The 24,987-nt window shown below is 69.1% G+C and carries 22 protein-coding genes and 2 pseudogenes; 17 read left to right on the plus strand and 7 right to left on the minus strand.

The genetic code is table 11. From position 1 onward, the window contains the following. The first annotated feature begins 1 nt into the window (after position 1). Positions 2-1,258, plus strand: coding sequence for a tyrosine-type recombinase/integrase (locus HZ992_RS12355; RefSeq protein ID WP_209386921.1), 1,257 nt, complete (start codon positions 2-4; stop codon positions 1,256-1,258). Between the two features lie 116 nt (positions 1,259-1,374). After that, positions 1,375-1,842: a hypothetical protein gene (locus HZ992_RS12360; RefSeq protein WP_209386922.1), complete on the plus strand. Its 468-nt coding sequence runs from the start codon at positions 1,375-1,377 to the stop codon at positions 1,840-1,842. A 552-nt stretch (positions 1,843-2,394) separates the two neighbouring features. Here the strand turns inward: HZ992_RS12360 and HZ992_RS12365 are convergent. Further along, positions 2,395-2,703, minus strand: a complete 309-nt coding sequence (locus tag HZ992_RS12365; protein ID WP_209386923.1) for a helix-turn-helix domain-containing protein — start codon at positions 2,701-2,703, stop codon at positions 2,395-2,397. Between the two features lie 103 nt (positions 2,704-2,806). Between HZ992_RS12365 and HZ992_RS12370 the strand changes: the two genes are divergently transcribed. Next, the gene (locus HZ992_RS12370) at positions 2,807-3,418 is read left to right on the plus strand and encodes a hypothetical protein (RefSeq protein WP_209386924.1); all 612 of its coding nucleotides are present in this window, start codon (positions 2,807-2,809) and stop codon (positions 3,416-3,418) included. Positions 3,419-3,446: 28 nt separating this feature from the next. On the opposite strand, the gene HZ992_RS12375 is transcribed toward HZ992_RS12370, so the two are convergent. Further along, entirely contained in the window at positions 3,447-3,692 is a 246-nt protein-coding gene (locus tag HZ992_RS12375; RefSeq protein ID WP_209386925.1) for a hypothetical protein, read from the minus strand. 292 nt (positions 3,693-3,984) lie between these two features. Here HZ992_RS12375 and HZ992_RS12380 point away from each other — a divergent pair. The 10 genes and pseudogenes from HZ992_RS12380 to HZ992_RS12420 all read left to right on the plus strand — a co-directional run bounded on the left by HZ992_RS12380 (position 3,985) and on the right by HZ992_RS12420 (position 14,043). After that, positions 3,985-5,054 (plus strand): annotated as a pseudogene (locus tag HZ992_RS12380) (IS3 family transposase). Positions 5,055-5,070: 16 nt separating this feature from the next. Next, positions 5,071-5,301, plus strand: a complete 231-nt coding sequence (locus HZ992_RS12385; RefSeq protein ID WP_209386926.1) for a hypothetical protein — start codon at positions 5,071-5,073, stop codon at positions 5,299-5,301. A 302-nt stretch (positions 5,302-5,603) separates the two neighbouring features. After that, positions 5,604-7,277, plus strand: a complete 1,674-nt coding sequence (locus tag HZ992_RS12390; protein ID WP_209386927.1) for a cytochrome ubiquinol oxidase subunit I — start codon at positions 5,604-5,606, stop codon at positions 7,275-7,277. Between the two features lie 317 nt (positions 7,278-7,594). Next, complete coding sequence (locus HZ992_RS12395; protein WP_209386928.1) at positions 7,595-7,795, plus strand: hypothetical protein; 201 nt, start codon at positions 7,595-7,597, stop codon at positions 7,793-7,795. Between the two features lie 9 nt (positions 7,796-7,804). Continuing rightward, entirely contained in the window at positions 7,805-9,634 is a 1,830-nt protein-coding gene (locus tag HZ992_RS12400) for a xanthine dehydrogenase family protein molybdopterin-binding subunit (RefSeq protein ID WP_209386929.1), read from the plus strand. Between the two features lie 908 nt (positions 9,635-10,542). Continuing rightward, on the plus strand, positions 10,543-11,772 hold the full coding sequence (locus HZ992_RS12405; RefSeq protein ID WP_209386930.1) for a choice-of-anchor D domain-containing protein: 1,230 nt from the start codon (positions 10,543-10,545) through the stop codon (positions 11,770-11,772). Between the two features lie 99 nt (positions 11,773-11,871). After that, positions 11,872-12,265: pseudogene (locus HZ992_RS25735) on the plus strand (alpha-hydroxy-acid oxidizing protein); the annotation flags it as partial. A gap of 33 nt (positions 12,266-12,298) precedes the next feature. After that, on the plus strand, positions 12,299-12,664 hold the full coding sequence (locus tag HZ992_RS25740; RefSeq protein WP_245213446.1) for an alpha-hydroxy-acid oxidizing protein: 366 nt from the start codon (positions 12,299-12,301) through the stop codon (positions 12,662-12,664). Positions 12,665-12,715: 51 nt separating this feature from the next. After that, positions 12,716-13,192, plus strand: coding sequence for a nuclear transport factor 2 family protein (locus tag HZ992_RS12415; protein WP_209386931.1), 477 nt, complete (start codon positions 12,716-12,718; stop codon positions 13,190-13,192). A 164-nt stretch (positions 13,193-13,356) separates the two neighbouring features. Next, a complete protein-coding gene (locus HZ992_RS12420) occupies positions 13,357-14,043 on the plus strand; it encodes a winged helix-turn-helix domain-containing protein (RefSeq protein ID WP_209386932.1) in 687 nt (228 codons plus the stop codon). Positions 14,044-14,073: 30 nt separating this feature from the next. Here HZ992_RS12420 and HZ992_RS12425 read toward each other — a convergent pair whose 3' ends face one another. The 4 genes from HZ992_RS12425 to HZ992_RS12440 are packed head-to-tail and all read right to left on the minus strand — an operon-like array spanning position 14,074 to position 19,146. Further along, positions 14,074-15,048, minus strand: coding sequence for an FAD:protein FMN transferase (locus tag HZ992_RS12425; RefSeq protein ID WP_209386933.1), 975 nt, complete (start codon positions 15,046-15,048; stop codon positions 14,074-14,076). Between the two features lie 6 nt (positions 15,049-15,054). After that, positions 15,055-16,182 carry a DUF3570 domain-containing protein gene (locus HZ992_RS12430; RefSeq protein ID WP_209386934.1) on the minus strand — a complete coding sequence of 376 codons (1,128 nt, stop codon included), beginning with the start codon at positions 16,180-16,182 and terminating at the stop codon, positions 15,055-15,057. A 49-nt stretch (positions 16,183-16,231) separates the two neighbouring features. Continuing rightward, positions 16,232-16,462, minus strand: coding sequence for a DUF4266 domain-containing protein (locus HZ992_RS12435; RefSeq protein WP_209386935.1), 231 nt, complete (start codon positions 16,460-16,462; stop codon positions 16,232-16,234). Next, a complete protein-coding gene (locus HZ992_RS12440; protein WP_209386936.1) occupies positions 16,459-19,146 on the minus strand; it encodes a choice-of-anchor D domain-containing protein in 2,688 nt (895 codons plus the stop codon). The genes HZ992_RS12435 and HZ992_RS12440 overlap by 4 nt, the downstream gene beginning before the upstream one ends. A gap of 258 nt (positions 19,147-19,404) precedes the next feature. Between HZ992_RS12440 and HZ992_RS12445 the strand changes: the two genes are divergently transcribed. Then, positions 19,405-20,058: a hypothetical protein gene (locus HZ992_RS12445; RefSeq protein WP_209387318.1), complete on the plus strand. Its 654-nt coding sequence runs from the start codon at positions 19,405-19,407 to the stop codon at positions 20,056-20,058. 57 nt (positions 20,059-20,115) lie between these two features. Here HZ992_RS12445 and HZ992_RS12450 read toward each other — a convergent pair whose 3' ends face one another. Then, complete coding sequence (locus HZ992_RS12450) at positions 20,116-20,430, minus strand: hypothetical protein (RefSeq protein ID WP_209386937.1); 315 nt, start codon at positions 20,428-20,430, stop codon at positions 20,116-20,118. Between the two features lie 137 nt (positions 20,431-20,567). Here HZ992_RS12450 and HZ992_RS12455 point away from each other — a divergent pair, with 137 nt between their 5' ends. The 3 genes from HZ992_RS12455 (at position 20,568) to HZ992_RS12465 (ending at position 24,987) form a co-directional block, all read left to right on the plus strand. Further along, positions 20,568-22,037 (plus strand): hypothetical protein, encoded by a 1,470-nt coding sequence (locus tag HZ992_RS12455; protein WP_209386938.1) that lies wholly within the window; start codon positions 20,568-20,570, stop codon positions 22,035-22,037. A 125-nt stretch (positions 22,038-22,162) separates the two neighbouring features. Next, a complete protein-coding gene (gene dsbD / locus HZ992_RS12460) occupies positions 22,163-23,845 on the plus strand; it encodes a protein-disulfide reductase DsbD (RefSeq protein ID WP_245213447.1) in 1,683 nt (560 codons plus the stop codon). A gap of 161 nt (positions 23,846-24,006) precedes the next feature. Continuing rightward, positions 24,007-24,987, plus strand: coding sequence for a lytic polysaccharide monooxygenase (locus tag HZ992_RS12465; RefSeq protein WP_245213448.1), 981 nt, complete (start codon positions 24,007-24,009; stop codon positions 24,985-24,987).

Here is a 24,987-nt window from a genome sequence, read left to right on the forward strand (position 1 = left end):
CATGGCATCGGTACGTCAACACCGCGGTCGCCTGCTGATCGACTATCGCGAAGGTGGAACGCGACAGCGGGTCTACACCAAGCTCGCCGACAGCCCCGCCAACCGGGTCCAGCTCGAGCAGGTCGCCGCCCAGGTCGAGCTTGCGCTCACCAAAGGCAACAGCGTCGAGACCATTCTCGTGCAGGCAGGTCTGCTGGCCGGCCCCGAGCCGGTCTTCATCGCGCCGCCGCAGCATCTGCGTCCGACCACTGCGGCCGCTACGACAGCGACACCTGCGTTCTCCGCCTTTGCGGAGCAATGGTTCGGGGAGTTCAAGGTCGGCTGGCGCAAGACCTACATCACCACGGTGCGCGGCATTCTCGACCAGCACCTGCTGCCTCGCTTCGGGCAGTTGATGGTCGGTGCAGTCACGCGTGCCCTGATCCTGGATTTTCGCGCCCACCTGGCCGCCGTGCGCGGCCGCCGGCCGGGCACGAAGCTGTCGCCCGCGCGGATCAACACCATCATGCTGATCCTGCGCCAGGTCCTGCAAGAAGCGGCTGACCGCTATGAGTTCACTCTGCCGATGGCGCGCCTCAAGCCGCTCAAGGTGCCGAAGTCGGACGTCCAGCCCTTCACCCTCGAGCAGACCCATCTGCTGATCAACACGATCCGCAAGGACTACCAGAACTACCTCAAGGTCCGCTTCTTCACGGGCATGCGATCGGGTGAGTTGCACGGCCTGAAGTGGAAGTACGTTGACTTCGAAAAGCGGTTGATCCTGGTGCGCGAAGCGTTTGTTGGCGGTGAAGACGAGTACACCAAGACAGACTCGTCGCAAAGGGACATCCCCCTCAGTAGGGTCGTCTGGGAGGCACTTTCCGCCCAACACAAGGTGACGGGTCACCAGGAGTACGTCTTCTGCAATCGGGCGGGTGAGCCGATCGACACGAACAACTTCACCAAGCGCATCTGGTATCCGCTGCTGCGCCACCTCGGATTGGCCCTGCGCCGGCCCTACCAGACGCGGCACACAGCGGCCACCTTGTGGCTTGAGGCCGGCGAGTCTCCCGCGTGGGTGGCGATGGCCCTGGGTCATTCTTCGCAGGCCATGCTCTGGAAGACGTATGCACGCTACTGCGCCAACCTGACCCGGCGCGACGGCTCGGCCATGGACCGGCTGCTGAACGCGACCTTCGGGGTGCAGGCCGACGCTGGCGCGACCCCGCCACCCGCCCAGCCGCCGCCGGGGAACGCTGAGAACGCCGCGGCCGCGTAAGCCGCAACCACCGCACCACTGACAACGCGGGCCCATGGCTCGCGCGGGTGAACTCGCGCCTCAGGCATGCCCGTCCACGGGACTTGGTGGAGTTCCCCTCTCGAAGGAGTTCGATCATGAAACAACGCAAGTCTCCGCCCCCTGCCCTGCCCCAGGACTTCGAAGCCGCGGAATCCGGCCTCGGCTTCACCGTCTGGGTCCATCTCGCCCGCCCCGCATCCGCGGCCGAGGTCAGGCTCTACCGGCAAGGCCTGGACCGCTACCTCGACGAGAACGGGCTGTCGCGCAGCATGAACCCGCTGCACATGCTGGTGTGGGCCACCGAGCGCAGCCTGACGCTCGTGGACCAGATCGACCTGCTGGTCTGGATGGTGCACGACGGTCGCGCGGTTGCGGTCGAGATCGGCCCGCTGCAGACACACATGGGCCTGCCGGCCGGTCGCGATCGGGTGCCCACCTTGCCGGTACGCCTGGCCGACAACTCGCTGCTCTCGATGGTATGGCTGTACCGCGTCGGACACCTTCCCGCCGAACAGTGCGTCGAGATGCTCGGCGGGTTCCAGGGTCCGGTGACGCTGCATTGAGGAGACGGCCATGAAGCAACTCAGTCTCTGGCCGCGCAACGGGCTCCCGCAACCGGCAGGCGTCGCTCGGGCTCGGTCCGGGCGAGGCCAGGCGTTCCGGCGCCACCAGCCGGTTCCGCGTCTGCGCTACGTGACGGCAGATCGCGAGCCGCAGGTGCTCTGGGCCGATCCCGAGCAATCGCCGCAGGACCGGTGGTACGCCATCGAGGATCTCCTTCTCCGATTGGCCGCCCGCCTGCCGGTTCACGCGGTACTGGTGGACCGCCACTGGCAGATCACGCTGGCGGGCATCCTCGAGCACGAGGACGACGAGGTCCGCTCGCTTGCCGCGGTTGCGGCCGACACGGCGACATTCGCCTGGCGCACCGATGGTCAACGCAGCTGCTTCGCGCAGGCCGTGCTCCGCGAGGGCAGCGACCTGGTGATCGTTCTGGCCTCCGTGGCGACGATCGCTCGGTGGCCTCTGGGCGCCGACCTCGGCTGGCAGGTCACGGCGTTGATGTCCCGGCTGCGGGCGCTGTCGGCGCCCGCGAGCGAGCGACCGGACAGCCGCTACGCCGCAGACTTGCGCCGTCGTCCGCGCGCCAGTTGCGCGACCACGCGCGCGACGAGTTCTCCGCCGTCGAGTTCGAGCGCGCCGGCGATGCGCAGCAGCAAGGCCAACGATGGCTGACGTTCGCCGCGCTCGAGCTTGCCGTAGTAGGAGCGATCGACGTTGGCGAGCAGCGCGAACTTGTCCTGGGCGACGCCGCGCTCTTCGCGCAGCGCGCGGACCACCTCGCCGAAGGCGCGCGCCACGTTCGGTTCGAACGAGGTGGCGCGTTTGGCAACAGGGGTGGAGCGATTCGAGGCGGTAACCACGATCGCAGCGTGCCCGGCATGCTATCTTGTTGGACACGGCATATATGCCGTATTTCACAGCGCGAGGGTCGTCTCGCGCTCAACACTGAAGAGGGAGATTCCCATGAAGAACCACATCATTGCTTCCTGCGCACTCGCGACGCTGCTCGGTGGCTGCGCATCGATGACCCCGACGAAGGAGACGTCGGTGGGCTACGCGATCTACGACATCAAGGCGTCGGGCGACGTGGGCAATGCCAAGCTCGCCGAGGCGATCAGGACCGCGCTGCAGCGCAATACCAGCCGCTTGCAGGTCAGCAATGGCATCCCGCCGTCACCCCTGCCGGAGAAGGCGCCACGCTTCCAGTTGGTCTCGCCCTTCAAGGGCAGCAATCTGGGCGCCCTGGCGGCTGCGCAGGGTCAGTCGCTGCAGGTTCCGACCTGCGAGGGCGCGACACTGACCGCCAACGCCCGTGACTCCTCGATGAGCAACTACGGCGAGGCCACGACCTTCTTCGCCTGCCTCATGCCCTACCAGGGCGGCTACAGCCTGAACATCTACACGACGTTCACCAAGGTGTCGGGCAGCGTGAGCGCGGCGACCTTGGGCGCCACGCTTATGCGGCCGTTCGTCGGAGACTCTGGGCAGTTCATCCCGCGCACGATTGGACAGATCGTGGACGGGATTCAGAAGACCGGGGTGGTAGTGACGCTCGTCGAGGCGTATCCGTCCTAATGTGCCTGCAAGGCCACTTAGCCCGCGCTCACGCCTTGCGGCGTGAGCGCGACACAGCGACTGCATTGCCGCTGCATCGCTGCCGCCGTCTAGCAATCTTGCGCTGAAGCTTCTTGATGAATGCGTCGAGAACTTCGTCCGAGATGCAGACCGCGATGTAGCCGACCACGCCTGACGGCGTCTCCACGCGAATGACGTCGCGCCCGCCTTTGCCGCGGATGAGTCGGGGCGCGGCGGGCTCGCGTCCGCGCTTGGATGAAGTTACTTTGCCCATGGCGTCAACAGAGCCGCCACGACAAACTCCGCGGCGAAGACGGTGACGGAGATTCCAAGCCACTTGCGAGACTGGCGCCTGAAGAGCCTCCTCGTTGCTGGCCAAGGGATAGACGTGAACGGCATATCTACATCGTAGACCACCCAGCTGCCACAGGCGGAGTCCCTGGGCCCGCACCGGCTCGGCGCAAGCCTCGATCTGCCTCGATATAGCTTATGTCAACTGCGCTGCCCCCGGATATCCGTAGCAAGTAGTTCTAGAGTCCGATCAACCCGAGACGGAGATCGGACCGATGAAGAAGCGATACACCGAGGAACAGATCATTGGCTTCCTGCGTGAGGCCGATGCCGGGCTGCCGGCCAAGGAACTGTGCAGGATGCACGGCTTCGGCGAGCCGAGCTCCTACGCCTGGAAGGCCAAGTTCGGCTGCATGAACGTATCGGACGCGCAGCGCCTGAAGGCGCTGGAGGCTGATAACACGGAGCTGAAGAAGCTGCTGGCCAACTCGATGTTCGAGATCAATGCGATGCGCGAGGTGCTCAAGGGAAAGTAGTGGCCGTGGCGGCGCGTCGCGAGGTCGTGCGGCAGCTGCGGGAACGAGGCTTGAGCGAACGCCAGGCCTTGAGGCTGGTGGGCATGAGCGCCAGCACCCTGCGCTACCAACCCCGCGACGACTGCAACGGCCGGCTGCGCGAGCGCCTGACGGAGCTCGCCGGCCAGCACCGCCGCCACGGCTACCGGATGCTGCACAGCAGCCTTCGGATCGACGGCTGGGCGATCAACGTCAAGCGCACGTACCGGGTCTACCGCGAGGAAGGCCTGATGGCGCGCAAGCGCCGGCGCAAGAAGCTGCCGGTGCCCGAACGGCAACCGCTGGTGCGGCCAGTGCAAGCCAACGAGGTGTGGAGCATGAACTTCGTGTTCGACGAGCTGGCCAACGGCCGGCGGGTGAAAACGCTGACGGTCGTGGACGACTGCAGCAACTAGGCGGTGCAGACTGCCGTGGACACCTCAATGCCGGCGCTGTACGTGACGCGCGTGCTCGACCAGCTCAAGGCCGAGCGCGGGCTGCCCAAGGTGATCCGCACCGACAACGGCCCGGAGTTCGCAGGCCGGGCGATGCAGACCTGGGCGGCCAGAAACGGCGTCGAGCTGCGCTTCATCCAGCCCGGCAAGCCGGTGCAGAACGCCTACATCGAAAGCTTCAACAGCCGCTTCCGCGACGAGTGCCTGTCGCAGAACTGGTTCGCCAGCCTGAGCCACATGCGCAGCATCATCGACAACTGGCGTGAGGAATGCAACCACCACCGGCCGCACAGCACCCTCGGGTACGTGCCGCCGGCCGTGTTCGCCGCGCGGTGACGCCAATCTGGGCACCTTGGGCGTCCTCTACCCGGAGGGCGCGCTGGAAACGATGGTCACCGCAGGCATCGGCCGCGCCGAGCCTTCGGCGCAGTATTTCGCGGCAGGGGGGATTCTCGGCGCCTGTGCGGTGCTGCGTTGGCGCATCGACGCGGCCTCGCAGATCGGCGTGGCCGGCCACTGGTGGAGCGATGCTGCGGGTCGGCGCCATACCTGGCGCCTGTGGTGGCAAGGCGGCGCCTGGTAGCGGCCGACGGCGCGGCAGGCGCGTGCGCCGTCATGGACGTTGGGATCTGTTCCCGGCGACGCACCTCGCTGTGCCTGCCCTGCCGCGGCGGACGTGTCGCTTCTTCGTTAGGTGTCGGCCCCATCTGGGGCTCGCAGGCGGCCGACGCCAGGCCGCATGGGCGGTCACAACCTGCCACAGGTTGGACGGCCAGACAACACCATGAAGCGGCATCGGGCGTGCAATCGCGAGCTGCACTCGAGCGCGAGCCTCGCGCTCCCCGGACTGCCACGCAGCACCGGAGTACCACCGGATGCGTTCTCATGACCCCCGATTTCTTACCACAGTATCTGGCGCGATGGCAGTTCGGCATGAGCTTGAGCTTCCACTTCCTCTTCGTGCCCCTGTCCCTTGGGCTCTTGCTGGGCATCAATATCCTGCAGACGGCGCACGCCATGAGCCGACGCCTGACGTTGGCCCGTGCGGCGGCGTTCTGGAGCCGCATCCTGTTGCTGGTGTGGGCCACGGGCATGATCACCGGCTACCCCTTGCGCTGGCAGCTGAGCGACCACTGGGCCTATTACCTGCATGAGGCCGAGCCCGTGCTCACCCGCGTCTTTGCCATCGAAGGCGCGATTCTCTGGCCCATGATCCTGGCGATGCTGGCCATCACCTGGTTGCGCGGCTGGTTGGCGAGCCCCGTGCTGGCGCTGATCGGCTGGCTGCTGCTGGCGGTGATGTCCGTGCAGGCCTGGACCATCCTGTCGGTCAACGCCTGGATGCAGAATCCAGGGCAGTTGACGCAGATTCAGGGCCGCTGGCAAGTGCAGTCGGTTTGGCAGCTGCTGCTCAGCGAGATGGCGCTGCACAAGCTCACGCATACGCTGGCCGCGGCCATGCTGAGCGGCGCGTTCTTCATCTTTGCGTTGGCTGGGCTTTGGCAGCGGCTGCGCCGGCATGCTTCGGTGGCGCGGGTCTCCGTCGGCGTGGCGGTGTGGATCGGCTTCGGCGCCGCACTGGCCGTGCTCCTGAGCGGGCACATGAGTGCTTCGGGTGTGGCGAAGCTGCAGCCGCTCAAGTTCGCCGCGTTCGAGGCGCACTGGCGCAACGGGCAAGTAGACGCACCGCTCGTGTTGTGGGCGCGGCCTGAAGACGAAGCGCGCATCAATCGCGACGAATTGGCCATTGCCGGATTGATGGGCCTGCTCATTGAAGGACAGGAGGGCTCGCCTGCGGGCCTGGACGAACTCGCGCAGGAGCTGGCGTGGCTCGAGCTCGCGCAGCAAAGCGGCGGCAAGGTCGAAGGTGTTGCGGGCATCACCCCGCAGGCGCTGCAGGCGCTGCGCCCTGTGGTGGCGCAGCGGTACGGCCTGGAGAAGTGGGCGACCCTGTCCGCCGCCGAACGTGCCCAGGCGGTGGCGCAAGCGGCGGCCCCACCGGTGGCCGTCACCTTCTATGCCTTTCGCGCGATGGTCGCCAGCGGCCTCATCTGCCTGGCGCTGACGGCGCTGGCTTTCCTGCGCCGGCGCCGGCTGCGCGAAGGAAGACTTCCGGGGCTGATGCGTGCGCTGGTGTGGGCTGCGCCGTTGCCCTGGATTGCCATTCTCTGCGGCTGGGTGGTGGCTGAAGTCGGCCGCCAGCCCTGGGTCATCTACGGGCGCTTCTCGGTGCATCAAGCAGCCAGCATCATGCACAGTACGCGCGGCGGTGAGCTGAACCTGCTGCAGATGTCGCTGGCGGGCGCGGCGATCTCGTCCGTCTTCATCGTCGCCTTGCGCTCGATTCTGCTGGCCGGCCCAGACCGGGCTCACTGGCTAGATGCACGCCATCTGTGGGCGACGGCGCCCGCGGCCACAAACTTTCGCGCGCACGTGCGCCGATGGCTGGACGCCGGCGCGTGGCGCACGTTGTTGCGGCATGCCCCGGGGTGGAGGCGGCGCGGCCGGGCGTGGCAGGACACGGTGTTCAGGCCGCGCGTTCAGCTGCGGCGCCGTTGATCGCGCGGCAGCTTCGCCGCCGTCTTGACACTGCCTCGATGCGCCGCGCCGGTGCGGCGGCGCCGCAGGAGCGGCCCACGCGTGCGATTGACGCAGCCGCGCGGGCGCTATGTCAACGGGTCGGCGGGGAGCGCCGAATCCCTGAAGGACGCCCGCCGCCGAAGGCAAGGCATGTCATGGGCAGCCCGGCGGAACGTCGCGCTCGGCGCTCGGCCCAAGGCCTGCCGAGATGGCTGCCTATCGCAAAGCGCGCAGAGAGAACCGCTGGCGTGGCTTGCCAGAGTTGATCGGGAAATGGTGCGGCCGTGCAGCTCAACATGGCGAGGCAGCTGGAGCTCAAGATCAAGACGGCGCTGGCGCTGCCGGGCGTGAAGGCCGTCATCACGCCCGACGACGTGCTCGATCGCGTCTACTCGCCCATCTTCTACATGCCCACTGAGGCGCTCGGCTGCATCCAGTACCTGCGCGTGCTCAGCCGCGACGTGCGCTTCTGCGGCCAGGTGGTGGCCGGCGTGTGAGCCACCACGGTGGACATCGCCGAACGCGCGCTCGGCCTGATCGAGGTGGAGTACGAGGAGCTGCCCGCCGTCTTCACGGTGGACGATGCGCTGGCCGCGGGCGCGCCGCAGCTGCACGAACGCGGCCCGGGCAACCTGGCCAAGCAGGCGCTGTTCGAAACGGGCGACGTGGCGCAGGGCTTCAAGGAGGCCGACTTCGTCTTTGAAGATACGTTCGAGACGCAGCGCGTCAACACCTGCTACCTCGAGCCGCGCGTGTGCGTGGTGGATACCGACCGCAACGGCCATGTCACGGTGTGGAGCTCGCTGCAGCACCTCTTTGGCATCCGCGAGAAGCTGGCTTATGTGCTGGACATTCCCGTCAGCAAGGTGCGTGCGGTGAAGTCGCCCTATATCGGCGGGGGCTTCGGCGGCAAGCTGGACATGGGGCCGATGGAGCCGCTGGCCGCGCTGATGAGCTTGAAGACCGGCCGCGCGGTGCGCATCCAACAAACACGCGCCGAGGAATTTGCCACCAGCAACCGCAACCCCTTCCAGGTGCAGCTGAAAACCGGCGTGAAGAAAGACGGCACGCTCACCGCGCGCACCGCCATCAGCACGCTGGATGCCGGCGCGCACGCCACGCATGGCTCCACGGTGATCACGGTGCATGGCCTGTTCGGCTTCATGTACACCTACCGCTGCCCCAACCGGCGCTGGGAAGGCCGCTCGGTCTATACCAACAACGTCATCAGCGGCGGCTTTCGCGGCTACGGCGCACCGCAGGCTTCGTTTGCGGTGGAGCAGCAGATGGACGCCATCGCCGAGAAGCTTGGCATCGATGCGGTGGAGCTGCGCATCCGCAACGCGCACCGCGAAGGCGAGCGCCACCCGATCTTCCCGGCCGACTTCACCACCTACCGCTACGAGGAGGCGCTGCGCAAGGGTGCCGAGCGCATCGGCTGGGCGCAGCGCAAGCCCGCGGGCAGCGGCGCCGGCGTGAAGAAGCGCGGCATCGGCCTGGGCTCGGTGCCGACCTGGACCTCCAACTGCACCGGCCAGCCCGACCTCTACGAACACTCGGGTGCGATCGTCAAGCTCAACCCCGACGGTTCGGCCGACATCGCGTCGGCCGCAATGGACATCGGCTGCGGCCAGAACACCACCTTCTGCCAGATCGTGGCCGAGGAGTTGGGCATCCCCTTGCATCAGGTGCGCATGGCCGGCAGCGTGGACACCAGCAACGTGCCCTTCGTCGCGCCGATGCATGCCAGCCGCGGCACGCACGCGGCCGGCGGCGCCATCCGCGCCGCCGCCGCCGACCTGAAGGTCAAGATGCTGAAGGTCGCCCAGCATGCTCGAAGCGGCACGCTGATCGGCAGCACCAGCCTGAACCCGACGGTGAGTCCGATTCCCGCCGGCGCGATGTTCGTCGAGGTCGAGGTCGACACCGACACTGGCGTGGTCACCGTGGAGCGCGTGGTCTACGCGCACGACATCGGCCGCGTCATCAACCCGCTGGGCGCCGAAGGGCAGGTCGAAGGCGGCGTGCAGCAGGGCATCGGCTACGCGCTGATGGAACACACGCAGTTCGACCCCGAGACCGGGGCCTGCCTGACGCAGGACTTCCTCGACTACAAGATGCCCACCGCCTGCGAGATGCCAAAGAGCATCGAGTGCATCTTCATCGAGTCGAACGAGCCTTCGGGCCCGTTCGGCGCCAAGAGCCTGTCGGAGTGCTGCCTCATCACGCCGGCCGGCGCAATCGCCAACGCCGCCTACAACGCCATCGGCGTGCGCATCCACTCGCTGCCAATCACGCCCGAGACGGTGCTGCGCGCCCTCGGCAAACTCGACTGAAGGCCACCGGCCGAACCCGTCATGAAGATCGAAAAGACATTTGCCGTTGAGGCACCTCAGGCCGGCGGATTCAACTGGTCGATGCAACACACTGGCAACTGCGTAGGCAGACGGAGTCAACATCCACGCAACCCTTTCCCCGAACGGCGTCGAGAGCCGACAGGGTCAGTGACGAGGCGCACTTGTCCGCCGCCAGCATCATCGCCACTGGATGGCGACAACCGTGCCGCCCAGCCCGGACTCGACTCGTCCTTACGGCCGGCAGGAATATGAAGTGCACGGCAACTGGAACGAAGACTCTTCGACGAACAGTCCCGGCGTCTGAGGGTGCGTTTGCGGAGGACCACCGTCGCATCCCCATTCGTCGAGGGCGATAGCATCTCGTCCGTTGGTGATGCTCACGCCGCGTGGTCATGCTCGTTCATGGTGTTCTGTGGCTTCGGCATCTCTGAAAGCAGGTCCTGGCCAATGCCGTCGACTCGGATCCACAGGGTCCAGCGCTCCTCGACACCGGGACCTCGCCTGACCAGGGCGCAGCCAGGATCGCGAAGACGATTGTGGTCGGGAGGCAGGAATTCACCGGTCGCGTCGGCGGCATCTCAGCGGCCGTCATCGTTGCAACGGTTCGAGAGCCCGGCGAGCGTGGCCATATCGCCACCGGGCCATGCGCGCGACGCAGGATCCTTGTCGATCACCTCCGGCACCCATGGACGAACGCGCGAAGCGCCTTCCGCCGCTGTCGTTTGGAGTCGCGCGACCCGGAATACATCGACACAACCCTAACGACGAGTCGCCTCGATGCCTGCGAGATTGCGCCAAACGTCATTCGACGCCCCTCGCATCCACCAAAGGACCCGATCGTGATGTCTCCCCGTTTCCTGACCCGAAGTGTCCGTGCCCTTTCCTGCATGACCGTGATCACCCTGCCCGCGCTCGCGTTGGGACAGGGGACCGGGCCGGTCGCCGTGCCGTCGATGGATGGTGCGGACTTCGGTGCGGTCCCGATCGGCTTCGTCAGCCGTGCCGCGAAGCTCTACATCAAGAACACCGGCCAGTCCTACTTCGCGGTGCGAACCGTCACGCAAGAGAACAACCCGGACCGGAACTTCGTGACCTACGCCGAGGCGGATGGTCTGACGTGCTATCAGACCATCGTGGTCTACCCGGGGCAGACCTGCTCGATCACGGTCGCGTTCCAGCCAACCAAGGTCGGCGCACAGCAGGCCGACTTCATCGTTTCGCTGTCCGACTACGCGGGTGTGGTGCGCTTCCCGCTCAGCGCCGTCGGCGTCGCGGCGCCATCGCCCGGTGTCGTGTTCAGCCACTCGGCGCTGGACTTCGGGCAGCAAGCTGTCGGACAGGCCAGCGAAGCACGGGGGGTTCTGCTGAACAACTTCACGGCCGGCGACGCCAGCTTCACCGGCATCAGCCTGCAAGGCAGCGACGCGGGCGCCTTCCAGCTCGCCGGTTCGTGCACGGCCAATGGCGGTCAGTTCGTGATGCGCGGTGCGCGCGAATGGTTCGACTCGAAGCTCCCCGGCAACTGCCAGTTGCGCGTGACGTTCACGCCGCAACGCGCCGGCGCCCACGACGCGAAAGTCGTGGTGCAAACCGCGGCCTCGGCAGGGCCCCTGGAACTCGCGCTGACCGGCTCCGGCACGCGAGGTCTCGTGACGCCGGTACCACCGCCGGGCACGCCGGAACTCTCGCACGTGGGGCCGCCCCCCTACACAACGAATCCGGCACCTGCACCCGCACCTGCACCTGCACCTGCACCTGCACCTGCACCTGCACCTGCACCTGCACCTGCACCTGCACCTGCACCTGCACCTGCACCTGCACCTGCACCTACACCTGCACCTGCACCTGCACCTGCACCTGCACCTGCGCCTGCACCTGCACCTGCACCGGCACCTGCACCTGCACCGGCGCCCGCGACGGGCATCCTCACGAACCCGAACGCGCCTGTCCAGTCAACCGGCGGCGGCTGCACGGTGGCGGCGACTGGCGGCGACGTGGACCCCAGCCTCCTGCTCTTGATCGCTGGAGCCGCCGCGTCGCTGATCTGGCGGCGCCGAACGGATGTTCCGCGCAACGCCCAAGACGCGATGAGCTCGGACGCCGACCCTACGCAATGATGGGGCATCGCGATGGTGACCCGGGTCACGGTCGAAGACTGGCGAGGGGCGGCGCCCCAGGCCCTGCCGCGTTTCGTGTTCGACTAAGTCGACGGCGCCGCCGAGGACGAATGCAGCCTGCGCGCGAATCGATCCGCCTTCGGCGAACTGGCCTGTGTGCTCAGGGTGCTGCGTGACGCATCCACCGTCGATGCGGCCGTGACCCTGTCCGGCCGTCGCTGGACGGCGCCCATGGCGGCCGCGCCGACCGGCCTGAATGGACTGATCCGCCCGGGCGGGGACATCGCGCTGGCCCGTGCCGCCGACGGCGCGGGAGTGCCGTTCATCCTGTCCACCGCGTCGAACGAACGGCTCGAAACCGTTCGCGAGGCCATGCCTGATGCCGAGCTGTGGCTGCACTTGTACGTGATGCAGGCGCCCGACTCGACCGGCCAGATGCTGGATCGTGCACAGGCTGCGAACTGCGGCGCGCTGGTCCTGACGGTGGGCGCCCCGGTGAGCGGGCTTCGGCGTCGACGGGCTCATCGTGTCCAACCACGGCGGCCGGCAGCTCGACGGTGCAATGGCCTCACTGCGCGCGCTGCCTGCCGTACGGCAAGCTGCCGGCGGACATGTGCCGGTGCTGCTGGATGGCGGCGTGCGGCGAGGTGGCGACATCGCCAAGGCGCTGGCCCCGCGCGCCTCTACCGTCCTGTTCGGCAGGCCCTTGCTGTACTGCCTGGCGGCCGACGGCGAGCGCGGTGCGGCCGCCTTGCTGTCGCTGCTGGCAGACGAGCTCCACCGCGTGATGGCGCTGCTGGGCGCGCCGACGCTGGCGTCGCTGCGCGGAGCCGGCGTACAGACCGTGTCCACCGTACGCGGATGGTCGACGACCGCGATGCAGGACGCCTGAACTGCGGCGAAACGGCCATCGCCGCGCCACCAGAAACCCACAGGACTCGCCATGAAAAACAAGACTCTGCCCGCGCTGCTTGCCTCCACGCTCCTCGGCGCCGTCTCGGATGCCGGCGCCGCGTCGGCGCGCGGAACACCCTCGCCGCAGGAGCAGCGCAACGAACAGGTCGTGCTCGACTTCTACGATGCGGCGATCAACAGGAAGGACTTCGATGCGGCGGCCAACTTCCTCGGCGAACGCTACATCCAGCACAACCCGAGCGCCGTGGACGGCCGCAACGGCCTGAAGGCGTTCCTCGCGCTCTTGCGCAGCAAGTTCCCGCACGACAGCAGCCACATCGTTCGCGTGTTCGTCGACGGCGACTTCGTGATCCTTCATGTCCACAACGTCCGCGAGCCAGACACCCGCGGCGTCGCGATCATGGACATCTTTCGGCTCCAGAACGGGAAGATCGTCGAGCACTGGGATGTCCGTCAGGACGTCGCGGATACCTCAACCGCGGCGAATCCGAATGGCATGTTCTAGGGCCGATCGACTGTCGCGCACGGCCCGTCACTGAGACGTTCCTGAAACGGCCGCGTCCCTACCCTTCGCAGCGCCTGAACTCGGGGCCTGCGGGCAGTCTGTGCATCGCGCAGGGATGCACGCCAACATCCGAGCATGAGAGCACTCAGCGTCCCGGAGGGTACTTGGAGATTGTCCTGATCGCAGACAACCCGGAGGTGGTGGAGATCGAGCGCTCGGCGCTACAGACGCTGGGCTACTCGACCCTGATGCTGCTGGGCGATCGTATGAACCCCAGCGCGTCGGACCTCAAGTTCGCGCAACTCTTCGTCGTCAAGAACAGCGGTGCGGTCGGCCCCTGCGTCGACCGCGTTGCCTGGCTGAACCGCATGAAGCCCGGCGCGCCCATCCTCGTGACGACCGACGGTGTGCTCTGCGACGAAGTGCAGGCCCTGCAGTCCGCTGGCGCGAGCGAGGTGCTCATCGCGCCGTACCGGGCCGACGACCTGCGCCAGCGCGTGCTGCGCCTGGCCATCCCGAAGGAGGGTCGCCGCCACGGCGCGGACGAACCGGTGCGGCTTCGCGTCGTGCGCGACCGCCTCGTGGTGCAGCACGAGCGGCGCGAGATCCGCCTGTCCCCGTCCGAGATGGCGGTGCTGCTGGTGCTCGCGCAGTCGCACGGCAACGTCGTCGCGCGCACGATGATCATGGAGGCCCTGCCGAACGCGTCGGGAAGCCCGGTGAGCAATGCCGTGGACGTGTACGTGGCGCGCCTGCGCGCCAAGCTCGCCGTCCCGTGCATCCGCACCGTGCGCGGCGGCGGCTACCTGCTCGAGCGTTCGGTCGAGGTCGCCGTCACCGAAACGCGCTGAAGCCGGCGGGCTCGCGCCACCTCCGGCGCCTCACGCGCCCGGCGCGATCTTCAGCCAGCCGTCCTCGGCAGCAGCGGCGGAGCGGTGGATGCGACCCTCGGCATCCACCGCCAGCCAGCGCACCCCCTGGGCGTCGAGGAAGTCGATGGCGTGCTCGCGCAGCAGCATCGCGATGGTGGTGAGCGCACCGGCCGCCGAGCAGTTCGAGGCCACGACGCTGACCGATTGCCAGTGGCGGACCGGGCAGCCGTCGCGCGGATCCAGCACGTGGCAATGGCGTTGGCCGTCGGAGCCGATGAAGCTGCGCTCGTAGTCGCCGCTCGTCGCGAGCGCGCCGCGCGACATCGCGATGGACGCAAGCATGCGGTCCTCCTGCCGCGGATGGCGGATCGCCATGCGCCAGGGCGATCCGTCAGGGCGCGGCCCGATGAGCCGGATGTCGCCGCCGAGGTTGACCCAGCCGTGCACGGCACCGCCGCGCTGCAGCACGCTGGCGGCGCGGTCGGCGGCGTATTCCTTGCCGAAGCCGCCAAAGTCGATGGACATGCCGGGCCGCAGCAGCTCGACGGTGACCGGCTCGGCGTCGCTGCGCAGGCGCGTGTGCTCCCAGCCGACCCGCCCGAGCAGTGACTCAAGTTCGTCGCGGCTGGGGATGCGGCCGCGGCGGAAGTCCCAACCGCTTTGCAGTACGCCGGAGGTGATGTCGAAGCAACCGCCGCTGATCGCATGCAACCCGTCGGCGAAGTCGAGCAGGCCGGCGGTCTCTGCATCGACGGCCACCGCGCGGCCGCTGCCGGCCGCGGCATTGATCGCACTGACGATGCTGTCCGCCCGGAAGCGCGAGTACTTGGCCTCGATTCGGCGCACCTCGGCCACGGCGGACTCGGCCAGCCGGCGGGCGGACTGTGGCGCGAGGCCGGCTAGGCGAATCTCGCCGTCGCAGGCCATGGCCTCGAAGCTGACCGATACCTCGTCGGCGTGCTCCGTGTTCGACACGGCGGCCATGGGCGTTCAGAAGCGGTGGCTGACGCCGAGCTGGACCGACACGGCGCGCAGCCGCGGCAAGGGTTCGGCCGTCGCGTCGCTGTTCGCCCACTGCGTGCGCTGCTGGTAGAACTCGAACCGGCTGTCGACGGTCCAGTCCGGGTCGACGGCGTAGGACAGGCCCATGGCCAGGGTCACGGCACCGAACGCGGACAGTCGCTGATCAACGGTGATGTATCGCGGCGGGTTGTCCCTGTCGTAGCCGAGCGGGTACGGCGCGCCCAGCGCCGGGTCGTAGGTCGGCCCGACGTAGAAGCTCGCCGCCGTCTGGCTGTGCAGCCGCGCACCGAGTTGCAGGCCGACGGCCCGTGTGATCGGCGCCAGCCATTCGCCTTCGAGGCTGTGCGCGCGGATGCCGAACGAGTCCTGGTAGGCGCGGTAGCTGGTCCGCACGGTCGCCTGGCGGCTTTCGAAATGGTGGTTCCAGCGCAGCAGCACCGCGGTCTGACGGCGCGCGTCCGGCCGCTCGTCCAGGAGCTTGTACGGGTCACTGTAGTAGCCGGCGCCGACGTTGCGCGCCACCGTCGCTTGCACGAGGTCGGCCCGCGTGAGGGCGCGTGTGATGCCGAACGACAGTTCGCGCGTGCGGCGGCGAGCGCCGACCACGGCGCCGTTGACCGGATCGATGCGGTCGTTCGAGGCGCCGACTCCCGCCTGCAAGGTGGTGTTGCGATCAGCGCTGCTCCAACTTGCTTCGAGCGAGCCGGCGCGCGACTGGTAGTCGTGTTCCGACGAGCCGGCGATGCCGGCCGACACGGTGACGTCCTGGGTGTAGCGCGTCACCTTCAGGTCGCCGGCACGGCGCTGATCGCTCATGCGCGACGCGCCCGAGATCGCCGCGTGGTAGCGCGGGCTCGCGCCGGAGACGCTGTCGGCGGTGACGCCGCCCTCGAAGGCCCAATCGTCCGCCACCGGCGCCTGCACACGAAATGCCGGCGCCAGAACGCGGGTGCGGCGCAGCCCGGGCTGCCAGTCCTGGTAGCCGAGCAGCCGCACGCTCACGGTTCCGCGATCGGGCCGCGATTCGGCGTGCGCTGGCGACAATTCCGCAACGCCCGGCAACGCCATGGCCGCGAGCACGATCGAGCCGACCATCGCGCCGCGCCCGCCGTCGGCCGGCCCCGGGGCCGGCACGTGTTCCGCGTCAGTTGCAGCCACAACCACCTCCGCCCACGCGTGCGCCGCCGGAGGCGGCCTCCCGGCTCTCGTGGATGTGCTGCCGGAACGCCTGGCCGAGCGGGTCCCAGCTCATCGACATCTCGGGCCGTGCCAGCAGGCCCTTGTCCCAGGCCGGCGGGGCCTCCAGGCCGGCGCAGCCGGACAGCAGGCCTGCCGCCAGGATGGCGATGGCCGCGCCGTTCGCCACGTGCCTCATGGCGTGGCTCCGCGCAGCGCGGCCTGGATTCGCGACTCGAGCGCGGCCCGGTCCCGCTCGAGGAAGCCGTGGTGCACGAACAGCACCTTGCCCGTCGCATCCACCAGCAGTGAGGTCGGCATGGTCTTCACGCCGGCCTGACGCGCGAGCACACCGGCCGAGTCGAAGCCGATCTGGAAGCGAGCGGGATGGCGCGCGAGGAAGTCCTCGGCATCCTGCCGCTTCACGTCGACGTTGACGGCCACCACCTGCAGCCCCTGGGCGGCGTACTTCGTCAGCACCTCGTTCATCCACGGAAACGACTGCCGGCACGGGCCGCACCACGAGGCCCAGAAGTCGACATAGGTCAGGCGCGCCTTGCCGTCGACGACTGGGCGCGGACCTGCGGCGCCGTCGATCGACACCGACGGCAGTTGCTCGCCGACCTGCAGGGCCTGCGCCGGCGGCTGCGCACAGGCCAGCGCCAGCGCCGCCAGCGCGCCACACGCCTTGCGGCGGCGCCACGCGAGCACGGCGACCGCTGCGATCACGAGGGCCGGCAGGGCCGGATCGAACGCGGCCCACCCGTCGACCAGCGTGCAGCCACCACCCGACGACGCCGCTTCGGCCATGACGGCCGCCTCGATCGGCAGCGGCGCGGCGACGACGCCGTCACTGGCCACGAGACTCAGCTCGCCCTTGATCGACGCGGAGCGCGCCGTGTCCACCGTCACGACCAGCGCGCAGCGGTGGCCCGGCGCGAGCGTCAGCGGCAGTGCGCCACAACCTTCGCCAGCGGCGACCCGCACACGCAGTGCCGGGTCGGACAGCTTCAGTTCGCGGACCGTGACGGCGGCCGTGCCGGTGTTCGCCAGCGAGACCTGCGCTTCCGGCGACGCGGCGTTGACCTGGGCGTCGGGCAGCTTCAGCCACGTCGCGGACCAAGACAGCGCGGCGCCGGCAGCGCCCTGCCCCTGGCCGCTCAGCGCGATCGTGGGCGGCACGGTGCCGCTGACCGTCGCCACGCTGAGCGTAGCGCTGCGCGCCCCGGCATGCGCCGGCGCAAAGGCCACCGAGACAGTGCAGCTGGCGCCTGCGGCGAGCGTCTGGTTGGCGCTGCAGGTGCCGCCGAGCGGGAACTCCGACGCGGCCACGGCACCCTGCACGCGGAAGGTGCCGAGCGTCGCGGCGCCCGGCCCTTGGTTGACCAGCGTGAAGGTCTTCGCCGGCGCCACCGAGCCTACGCGCACATCGCCCGCGAAGACACCGTCGACCGAGCCGGACCACGCGAGGTTCGCGGCGCCGGCGGCCACCCCGCGGCCGGTGAGTGCGACGCGCTGCGGCGAACCGGCCGCATTTGTCGATACGGTCAGCGTCCCCGCCGCGTCGCCCGCCGCGCCCGGAGCCAGGCGCAGGCTGATCGTGCATGAGGCGCCGGTCGCCATGCTGGCCGGGCAGTCGTGGGTGACCTGGTACGCGGCGGGGCTCGCCGAGATGCCCTGCACCACCAGCGCCGCACTGCCGCGATTGCTCAGGGCAACCGTGTGCACCGGCGAGGTCGCGCCCGCGCCGACGTCGCCGAAGTCGACCGTCGTGGGCGCGAGCGCGGCCACCGGCGACGGCACGTCGGTGCCCGAGCCGGACAGCGCGACCGTCGCGTCGGGTGTGCTCGCGTTGGTGGTCAGCCTGATGCCGGCGCTGCGCGTGCCCGCACCGCGCGGCGCGAAGGTGACCGACAGCGCGCAGGATCCGCCGGCCGGCACCGACGCCGGCGAACCGGCGCCGATGCAACTGCCGCCCAGGGCGAAGTCCGTCGTGTTCGTGCCCGTCAGCTGCGCCTGCGACACGAGCAACGGCGCCGAGCCGCTGTTGCCGACCGTGACGGTCTGCGCCGCGCTGGTCGTGCCCACCGTCTGCGGCAGGAAACTCAGGCTGTTCGCGTTGAGCGTCATCGAGGCCTGCGGCGCTGCGCTGGCGGTGCCGGAGAGCGACAGGCGCAGCGGGCTGTTCTGGCCGGTGTGTGTCACCGTCACTGTCGCGCTGCGAGTGCCGACGGCCTGCGGGTTGAAACCGTAGGTCAGCGAGCAGGCGGTGCCGGCGAAGACGACGAGGTTGGGGGCGCAGCCGTTGCGAGTCGCCACCGCATAGAGCGTGAAGTCGGACGGGTTGGCGCCGCTCAGCACGATCGAGACGATGGTCGCGTAGGCCGCGCCGGCGCCGCCGTCGTTGCTCAGGACGAACGCCTGCCGTTCCGGCTCGGTGCCGAAGGTCGTGGCGAAGTTCAGGACAGCCGGTGTGGCTGACATCGTCGGCAGTGTCGACGGCGCCGTGACGCGGCCCGCGGCCGGGTTTCCGAGGTAGGCGGCGATGTCGGCCAGTTGCGAGGCGTTGTAGATCGTCTTGAAGTAGCTCATGCCGCCGACGTTGCGGTCGATGGCACTCTGGATGACCTCGGGGTGACCGGCCGCCTTGGCGATGACGCCGGTGACCGGCCCCGCCGCGGGCACGAAGCCGTGGCATTGGTAGCACGCCCGCGACTCGTTGCCGGCGGGCGTCTCGTACAGCATCTTGCCGCGCACGGCATCCTGCGCGAGTGCGTGGCCCGCACCGGCCAGCAGCAGCATCGCCGCGAGGAAGCGGCGCAACGTCGCGGCGGCCGTGCGGCGGGCGCTCGGGTGCGACCGAAGGTCGGACAGGCAGGTCATCGTCGTTGGGCGGCTCGACGCCGCGCAGTTCATGGACACGGTCCGATGCTGCCCTCGGGCCCGTTCGTGCAGCCGTAGGGGATGCATCGCGTTGTTTCACCGGAAAGTGATGCGCTGCCGCTTCGCGAGCGGTGCGTCGCCCGGTATCCAGCAAGGGCCATGCGCGCATGCGGCGCTTGCATGCCGCCACAAGGATGACAGCCGCGACCGGCAGGCGGCTGCGACGCTCGCGCCGAGTTCAAACGACGAGGAAGCGATGTGAACAACGATGCCCGTGTGAAACCCCGCCGGCCCGCCGGCCGCGCCGTTTGCATGCTCGCGGCCGCTGTCCTGGCGCTGCCCGGATGCGGCGGATCGGACGTGGCCGCCGATCCGCGGGCCCCGCGCGCTGCACCTGCACCTGCACCTGCACCTGCACCTGCACCTGCACCTGCACCTGCACCTGCACCTGCACCTGCACCTGCACCTGCACCTGCACCTGCGCCGGCACCTGCGCCGGCACCTGCGCCGGCACCGGCACCCGCACCGGCGGCCGCGACAGGCGGCGCGGTCATCGAGAAAACGAGCTACCGCATCGTCAGTTCGAGCGATGCGTCGAAGACCGGCGTGGTCCGCTTCGAGCGCCGCAGCGACGGCAGCACGCACGCCGTGGTCGAACTCGACTTCACTGTCGACGAAGCCGGCGTGTACGACTTCCACATCCACAACAACGCGCAGGGCGGCAACGTCGCCGTTCACGGCGAGGTCGTGCGGCGCACCGGCCGGGTCGACGTCGCCATCGTGAATAGCGAGATCGACGGCAAGCCTCTGGCCTACCCGGATCTGTTGAACCTGGACGGCTACGCGGCCGTCCACGGCACCCGATACGGCGATCTCTACGGCGCCATCGGCAAGTCCGGCCGCCCGCAGTAGCACTCACGCACGACCGGCACCGAACCGGTCGATCCCTTCTCATCGAACGAGGTCCCTTCATGTCCCAGCCCCTCGCCCAGCATCGGCTGCCCGCGCTTGTCCTCCTGTCGCTGCTCGCGGCCTGCGGCGGCGCATCGCACGAGACGAGCAGCACCGCACCTGAGACGTCCACTGCGCAGGCACCGGCAACAACGCCTGCAACCGCTCCTGGCCCTGCCCCTGCCCCTGCTCCTGCCCCTGCTCCTGCTCCTGCCCCTGCTCCTGCTCCTGCTCCTGCTCCTGCTCCTGCTCCTGCTCCTGCTCCTGCTCCTGCTCCTGCTCCTGCACCTGCACCTGCACCTGCACCTGCACCTGCACCCACACCCGTCGCATCGATGCCCTCGGGCTTCGGACCGGTCGGGCCGGAACCCCGACCGACCGACAGCCGGTTCGGGATCGCCGAGTGGCAACCGGTCGCCCCCGAGCAGATCGCGAGCTTCTACATCGGCGCTGCCGATCCACGTAACGGCATGGGACGGGTCTCCTTCGAAGACCTCGGCGGTGGCGACGTCCGGGTGTCGGCCCGTGTGCTCACCGACGGGTACGCCAGGGGGACCACGAGCCTGAAGCTGGTCGTGCGTTCGCGGGCCATGCCCGCCGCCACGATGGCCACGCTCGACATCGACGCGCGAACGGGCTTCGGCCAGAAGACGCTGCGCACCAGCGAGTCCGACGGTCGTGCGCTGAGCCACGCGCAGTGGCTCGAACTCGCAGGCAGCGCCAGCCTGGCGGACCCCAGCGGCCGAGAGCTGATGCAGGGCGCGGTCGGGAACGGCGCACAGCGCCTGATCGACGACCTGTCGATCGCGGGCATCCAGCGCTTCCTGGCGCAGAACAACGTGCGCGACGTGAAGACGCTGATGGAGGCACTGCCGCCCTTCATGCGCGCCAGCTACACGCTGGTCGAGAAGAGCCGGTCGCTGCAGACCGCGAGCGTGACCAATCCTCGCATCATCCTGTTCGGCGGCGGTAGCCGTCTGCTGATGGGCATCGCCACCGACCCGGACAGCCCGACCCGCGAGCACATCGAGGTGGGCGAACTGCTGGCCGACGGAACTTGGAACTTCAAGGCCATCAACGTCACCACGAACCAGGCCGACGGGTCGGCCTGCGCGGCCTGCCACGGTGCACAGCCCCGGCCGATCTGGAAGGAATACAACCAGTGGCCGGGCATGTTCGGCAACGACGGCGACGGCATGACGCTGACCCAGCTCCAAAGCATGCGCCGCATCCATGCCACGCAGGCCACGTCGGATCGCTTCCGCGTGCTGCCGATGTACGCGTACGCTGGTGACAAGGACTCGTTCTACCTGCCGTTCCGCGACTACGGTTACACGAACTTCAACATCACGCTGGAGCTGTCGCAGGCTGTCGCCACCGGCGTCTATCGGCGCATCCGCTCGCACTCGAACTACCCGACGCTGAAGGCCGGACTGGTGCTGGCGGACTGCGACGCCGCATTCCGAACCGACGCACGCCCGGGCTGGGTCCGCTTCCGTACCGCGATGGCGGCGGCGGGCCAGACCCGCTACGACCTGCCCGCTGTGTTGAAGGCGCTCGGCATCGCCGATCCGGTCACTCAGCTGCAGGTGCAGAACCGCGCCGACGAGGTCGATCCGACGAAGGGCGTCGGCTACTTCAACTCGAACTCCGACACCCACCACACGACGCAGCTGCTGGTGATCAACGATCTGGCACGCGAGATGCCGGCGGTGCGCGACGCGCTGAGCCGACTGACCGACCAGCACCAGTACGGACTGCGCCAGACCAACATGCTCGAGGATCTGCGCGAGCGACTCGTGCAGTTGGTCGGCGTTACGGGTGAGGTGCTGCAAGCCGAACGCCACCATCCCTCCGTGATCGGCGGCTGGGAGCGTGTCGCCCAGGGCTTTCTCAGCCCCGCCAAGTCGGCCCTTTGCTCGGCAGTCGCCGACAACTGAAGATGAAACACTTCCACATCGCCTCCTGGCCCGGGTGCGGCTCGGCTCTGCTGCGTGGCGCGATCGCCGTCTTGGCGGTGATCGTCGGGTCCTTGCATGCGGGCGGCGCTGTCGCGGCCGTCCCCTTGGACCCTGACGATGCCTTCGCGGTGTCTGCGCAGCCGGCCGACGACCGCTCGATTGAGCTGCGCTTTCGCATCGCACCGGGCCACTACCTCTACCGCGACCGCATCAGCTGGGCCGCACAGAGCGCCACGCTCGGCAGCGCCGAGCTGCCGAGCGGACAGGTCAAGTACGACAGCAATTTCCAGAAGTCGCTCGAGACCTACCGCGGCGAACTGCGCGTGCGCCTGCCGGTCAAGCGGGCGGCCGCGCGCTTCACGCTCGACATCGGCTGGCAGGGTTGCGCCGACGAAGGCCTGTGTTACGCGCCGATGACTCGCAGCCTGCAGGTCGGCCTGGCTGGCTTCGGCGGCGACGGGTCGGTGCAGCCGGGCTCGGCCGCCGACGAGGCCCCGGCCAAGGCGCCGGGCTCCGCGGAGCAGCTGCTCGCCAGCGGCCGCTTCGGCTGGGTGGTCGCGGGCTTCTTCGTCATGGGCGTGCTGCTGTCGCTGACGCCCTGCGTGCTGCCGATGCTGCCGATCCTGTCCTCCATCATCGTCGGCAGCGGCACGGCCACGCGGACGCGCGGGCTGACCCTGGCGGCGAGCTACTCGCTGGGCATGGCGCTGGTCTACACGGCCGCCGGCGTCGCCGCCGGCCTGGCCGGGGAGGGACTCGCGGCGCACCTCCAGCAGCCGTGGATCCTGCTGTCCTTCGGCCTGCTGCTGACCGTGTTCGCGCTGGCGTTGCTCGGCTCCTTCGAGCTGCAGCTGCCCGCCGGCTGGACCGCGGGTCTACACGCCGCCGCCGGCCGCCTGCCGGGCGGCCGCGCCGCGGGCGTCTTTGCGATGGGGGCGCTGTCGGCGCTGGTGGTCAGCCCGTGCGTGAGCGCGCCGCTGGCCGGCGCCCTCGTGTTCATCGGCCGCACGCACGACGTCGCGCTCGGCGGCAGCGCGCTGTTCGCGCTGGCCGCCGGAATGAGTGTGCCGCTTCTGCTGCTCGGCGCCTCGGCCGGCGCGCTGCTGCCACGCGCCGGCCCGTGGATGGTGTCGGTCAAGCGCCTCTTCGCGGTGCTGCTGCTCGCGCTTGCGGTGTGGACGGTCCAGCCGGCCCTGGGCGCGTCGGCCGGCGTGGCGGCGTGGGGTGCGCTGCTGCTGGTCGTCGGCTTCATGCTTAACCCGTTCGACCCGCCAAGGCCAGAGCACCCCGCGCAGCCGTTCCGCCGCGCGGCCGGGTTCGCGGCGCTCGTGCTCGGGTCGCTGCAGCTCGTCGGCGCCGGCGCCGGCGCGACCGATCCGCTGCGGCCGCTCGCGGCGCTGCGCGACGCCCCGATTTCTGCGGCGAACGCAAGCCCGGCGTTGCGCAACGTCGCCGGCCCGGACGAACTCGACACGATGCTGCGCTCGGCGGGCCGGCCCGTGGTGCTGACCTTCCATGCCGACTGGTGCGTGTCATGCAAGGAGCTGGAGCACACGGTCTACGCCGATCCGCAGATCGCCGCGCGCCTGCCGCGCGCCCTCACCCTCGGCGCCGACGTGACAGCCAACGCGCCGGCGCAACGTGCGCTGATGCGCCGCTTCGGCCTCTACGGCCCACCAGGGGTGGTGTTCTTCGACGCCGCCGGGCGCGAGCGCGCGGACCTTCGCATGATAGGCCTGCACTCCGCCCAGGAGTTCGCGCGGGCGCTCGACCAGATGGGCCTCTAGCGGCGCCCGCCGCTGCATCCGCTTACGTGCCTTGGACTTCCCCAACAGCATGACGGGCGATGCATGCAGACGCGAACAGCCCGGCCCCCTAACCTCCCTGCAAGACCCGTGACGGCGCAGGCCGCACCGGCCTTCGCATCACAACTCGAGAGGAACAAGCGATGAAGAGATCTCGGATGAAGGCGCCACGTCGTGTGCGCCAGGCCCCCCTGGCGCTGGCATGCGGCCTGCTCGTGGCAGCGACGGGGGCACACGCCCACGGCTGGGTCAGCGCACCGGCCTCGCGGTCGGCGCTGTGCAACAGCCGCGTCAACACAGGTTGCGGGCCGGTCCAGTACGAGCCACAGAGCCTCGAGGCACCGTCGGGCTTCCCGCAGGGGGGGCCGCCGGACGGCCACATCGCCAGCGCGAACCAGACGCAATTCAGTCAGCTCGACGCGCAAACCTCGACACGCTGGGAACGCCGCCCGCTGACGGCTGGCCCGGTCGACTTCAAGTGGACCTTTACCGCGCCGCACATCACGCGCAACTACCGCTACTACATCACCCGGCCGGACTGGAATCCGAACTCGCAACTCGCCCGCGCGTCCTTCGACACGACGCCCTTCTGCACCATCGACGGGATGATGCAGCCCGCACCAAACCCGGCCACCCACCACTGCACGGCGCCGGCGCGCTCGGGCTACCACGTGATCCTCGCAGTGTGGGAGGTGGGCGACACGGCCAACAGCTTCTACCAGGTCATCGACGCCGATTTTGGCGGGACCTCAGCACCTGCTCCGGCACCTGCGCCTGCTCCGGCGCCTGCTCCGGCGCCTGCTCCGGCACCTGCTCCGGCGCCTGCTCCGGCACCTGCTCCGGCTCCGGCTCCGGCTCCGGCTCCGGCACCTGCACCTGCACCTGCACCTGCACCTGCACCTGCACCTGCACCTGCACCCGCTCCAGCACTGCCACCGACCGCCGCACCGGCCCCCGCGCCCGCGGTGAACACGAACTCCAAGGCCGGCGGCTGCACCCTGGTCACCTCGGGCGATGCGCCCGTCGACCCGGCGCTCGGCGGCATGGCGATGCTGGCGGCCTTCGCCGTCTGGCGCCGCCGCAAGGCCGAGGCAACTCGTTCCGACAACTCCGTGGAGACCTGA

The organism is Rhizobacter sp. AJA081-3 (assembly GCF_017795745.1).
In the GTDB taxonomy this organism is placed as follows: domain Bacteria; phylum Pseudomonadota; class Gammaproteobacteria; order Burkholderiales; family Burkholderiaceae_C; genus Piscinibacter.

What these genes read in the sequence shown, in the direction of transcription:
- HZ992_RS12360 (WP_209386922.1), top strand. Translation starts at nt 1,375, where the DNA reads ATGAAACAACGCAAGTCTCCGCCCCCTGCCCTGCCCCAGGACTTCGAA.
- HZ992_RS12465 (WP_245213448.1), top strand. Translation starts at nt 24,007, where the DNA reads ATGAAGAGATCTCGGATGAAGGCGCCACGTCGTGTGCGCCAGGCCCCC.
- HZ992_RS12395 (WP_209386928.1), top strand. Translation starts at nt 7,595, where the DNA reads ATGGCGAGGCAGCTGGAGCTCAAGATCAAGACGGCGCTGGCGCTGCCG.
- HZ992_RS12375 (WP_209386925.1), bottom strand. Translation starts at nt 3,692, where the DNA reads ATGGGCAAAGTAACTTCATCCAAGCGCGGACGCGAGCCCGCCGCGCCC.
- HZ992_RS12425 (WP_209386933.1), bottom strand. Translation starts at nt 15,048, where the DNA reads ATGGCCGCCGTGTCGAACACGGAGCACGCCGACGAGGTATCGGTCAGC.
- HZ992_RS12415 (WP_209386931.1), top strand. Translation starts at nt 12,716, where the DNA reads ATGAAAAACAAGACTCTGCCCGCGCTGCTTGCCTCCACGCTCCTCGGC.
- HZ992_RS12440 (WP_209386936.1), bottom strand. Translation starts at nt 19,146, where the DNA reads ATGACCTGCCTGTCCGACCTTCGGTCGCACCCGAGCGCCCGCCGCACG.
- HZ992_RS12450 (WP_209386937.1), bottom strand. Translation starts at nt 20,430, where the DNA reads ATGCGACGGGTGTGGGTGCAGGTGCAGGTGCAGGTGCAGGTGCAGGTG.
- HZ992_RS12405 (WP_209386930.1), top strand. Translation starts at nt 10,543, where the DNA reads ATGACCGTGATCACCCTGCCCGCGCTCGCGTTGGGACAGGGGACCGGG.
- HZ992_RS12370 (WP_209386924.1), top strand. Translation starts at nt 2,807, where the DNA reads ATGAAGAACCACATCATTGCTTCCTGCGCACTCGCGACGCTGCTCGGT.
- HZ992_RS12455 (WP_209386938.1), top strand. Translation starts at nt 20,568, where the DNA reads ATGGGACGGGTCTCCTTCGAAGACCTCGGCGGTGGCGACGTCCGGGTG.
- HZ992_RS12390 (WP_209386927.1), top strand. Translation starts at nt 5,604, where the DNA reads ATGACCCCCGATTTCTTACCACAGTATCTGGCGCGATGGCAGTTCGGC.
- HZ992_RS12355 (WP_209386921.1), top strand. Translation starts at nt 2, where the DNA reads ATGGCATCGGTACGTCAACACCGCGGTCGCCTGCTGATCGACTATCGC.
- HZ992_RS12430 (WP_209386934.1), bottom strand. Translation starts at nt 16,182, where the DNA reads ATGGTCGGCTCGATCGTGCTCGCGGCCATGGCGTTGCCGGGCGTTGCG.
- HZ992_RS12435 (WP_209386935.1), bottom strand. Translation starts at nt 16,462, where the DNA reads ATGAGGCACGTGGCGAACGGCGCGGCCATCGCCATCCTGGCGGCAGGC.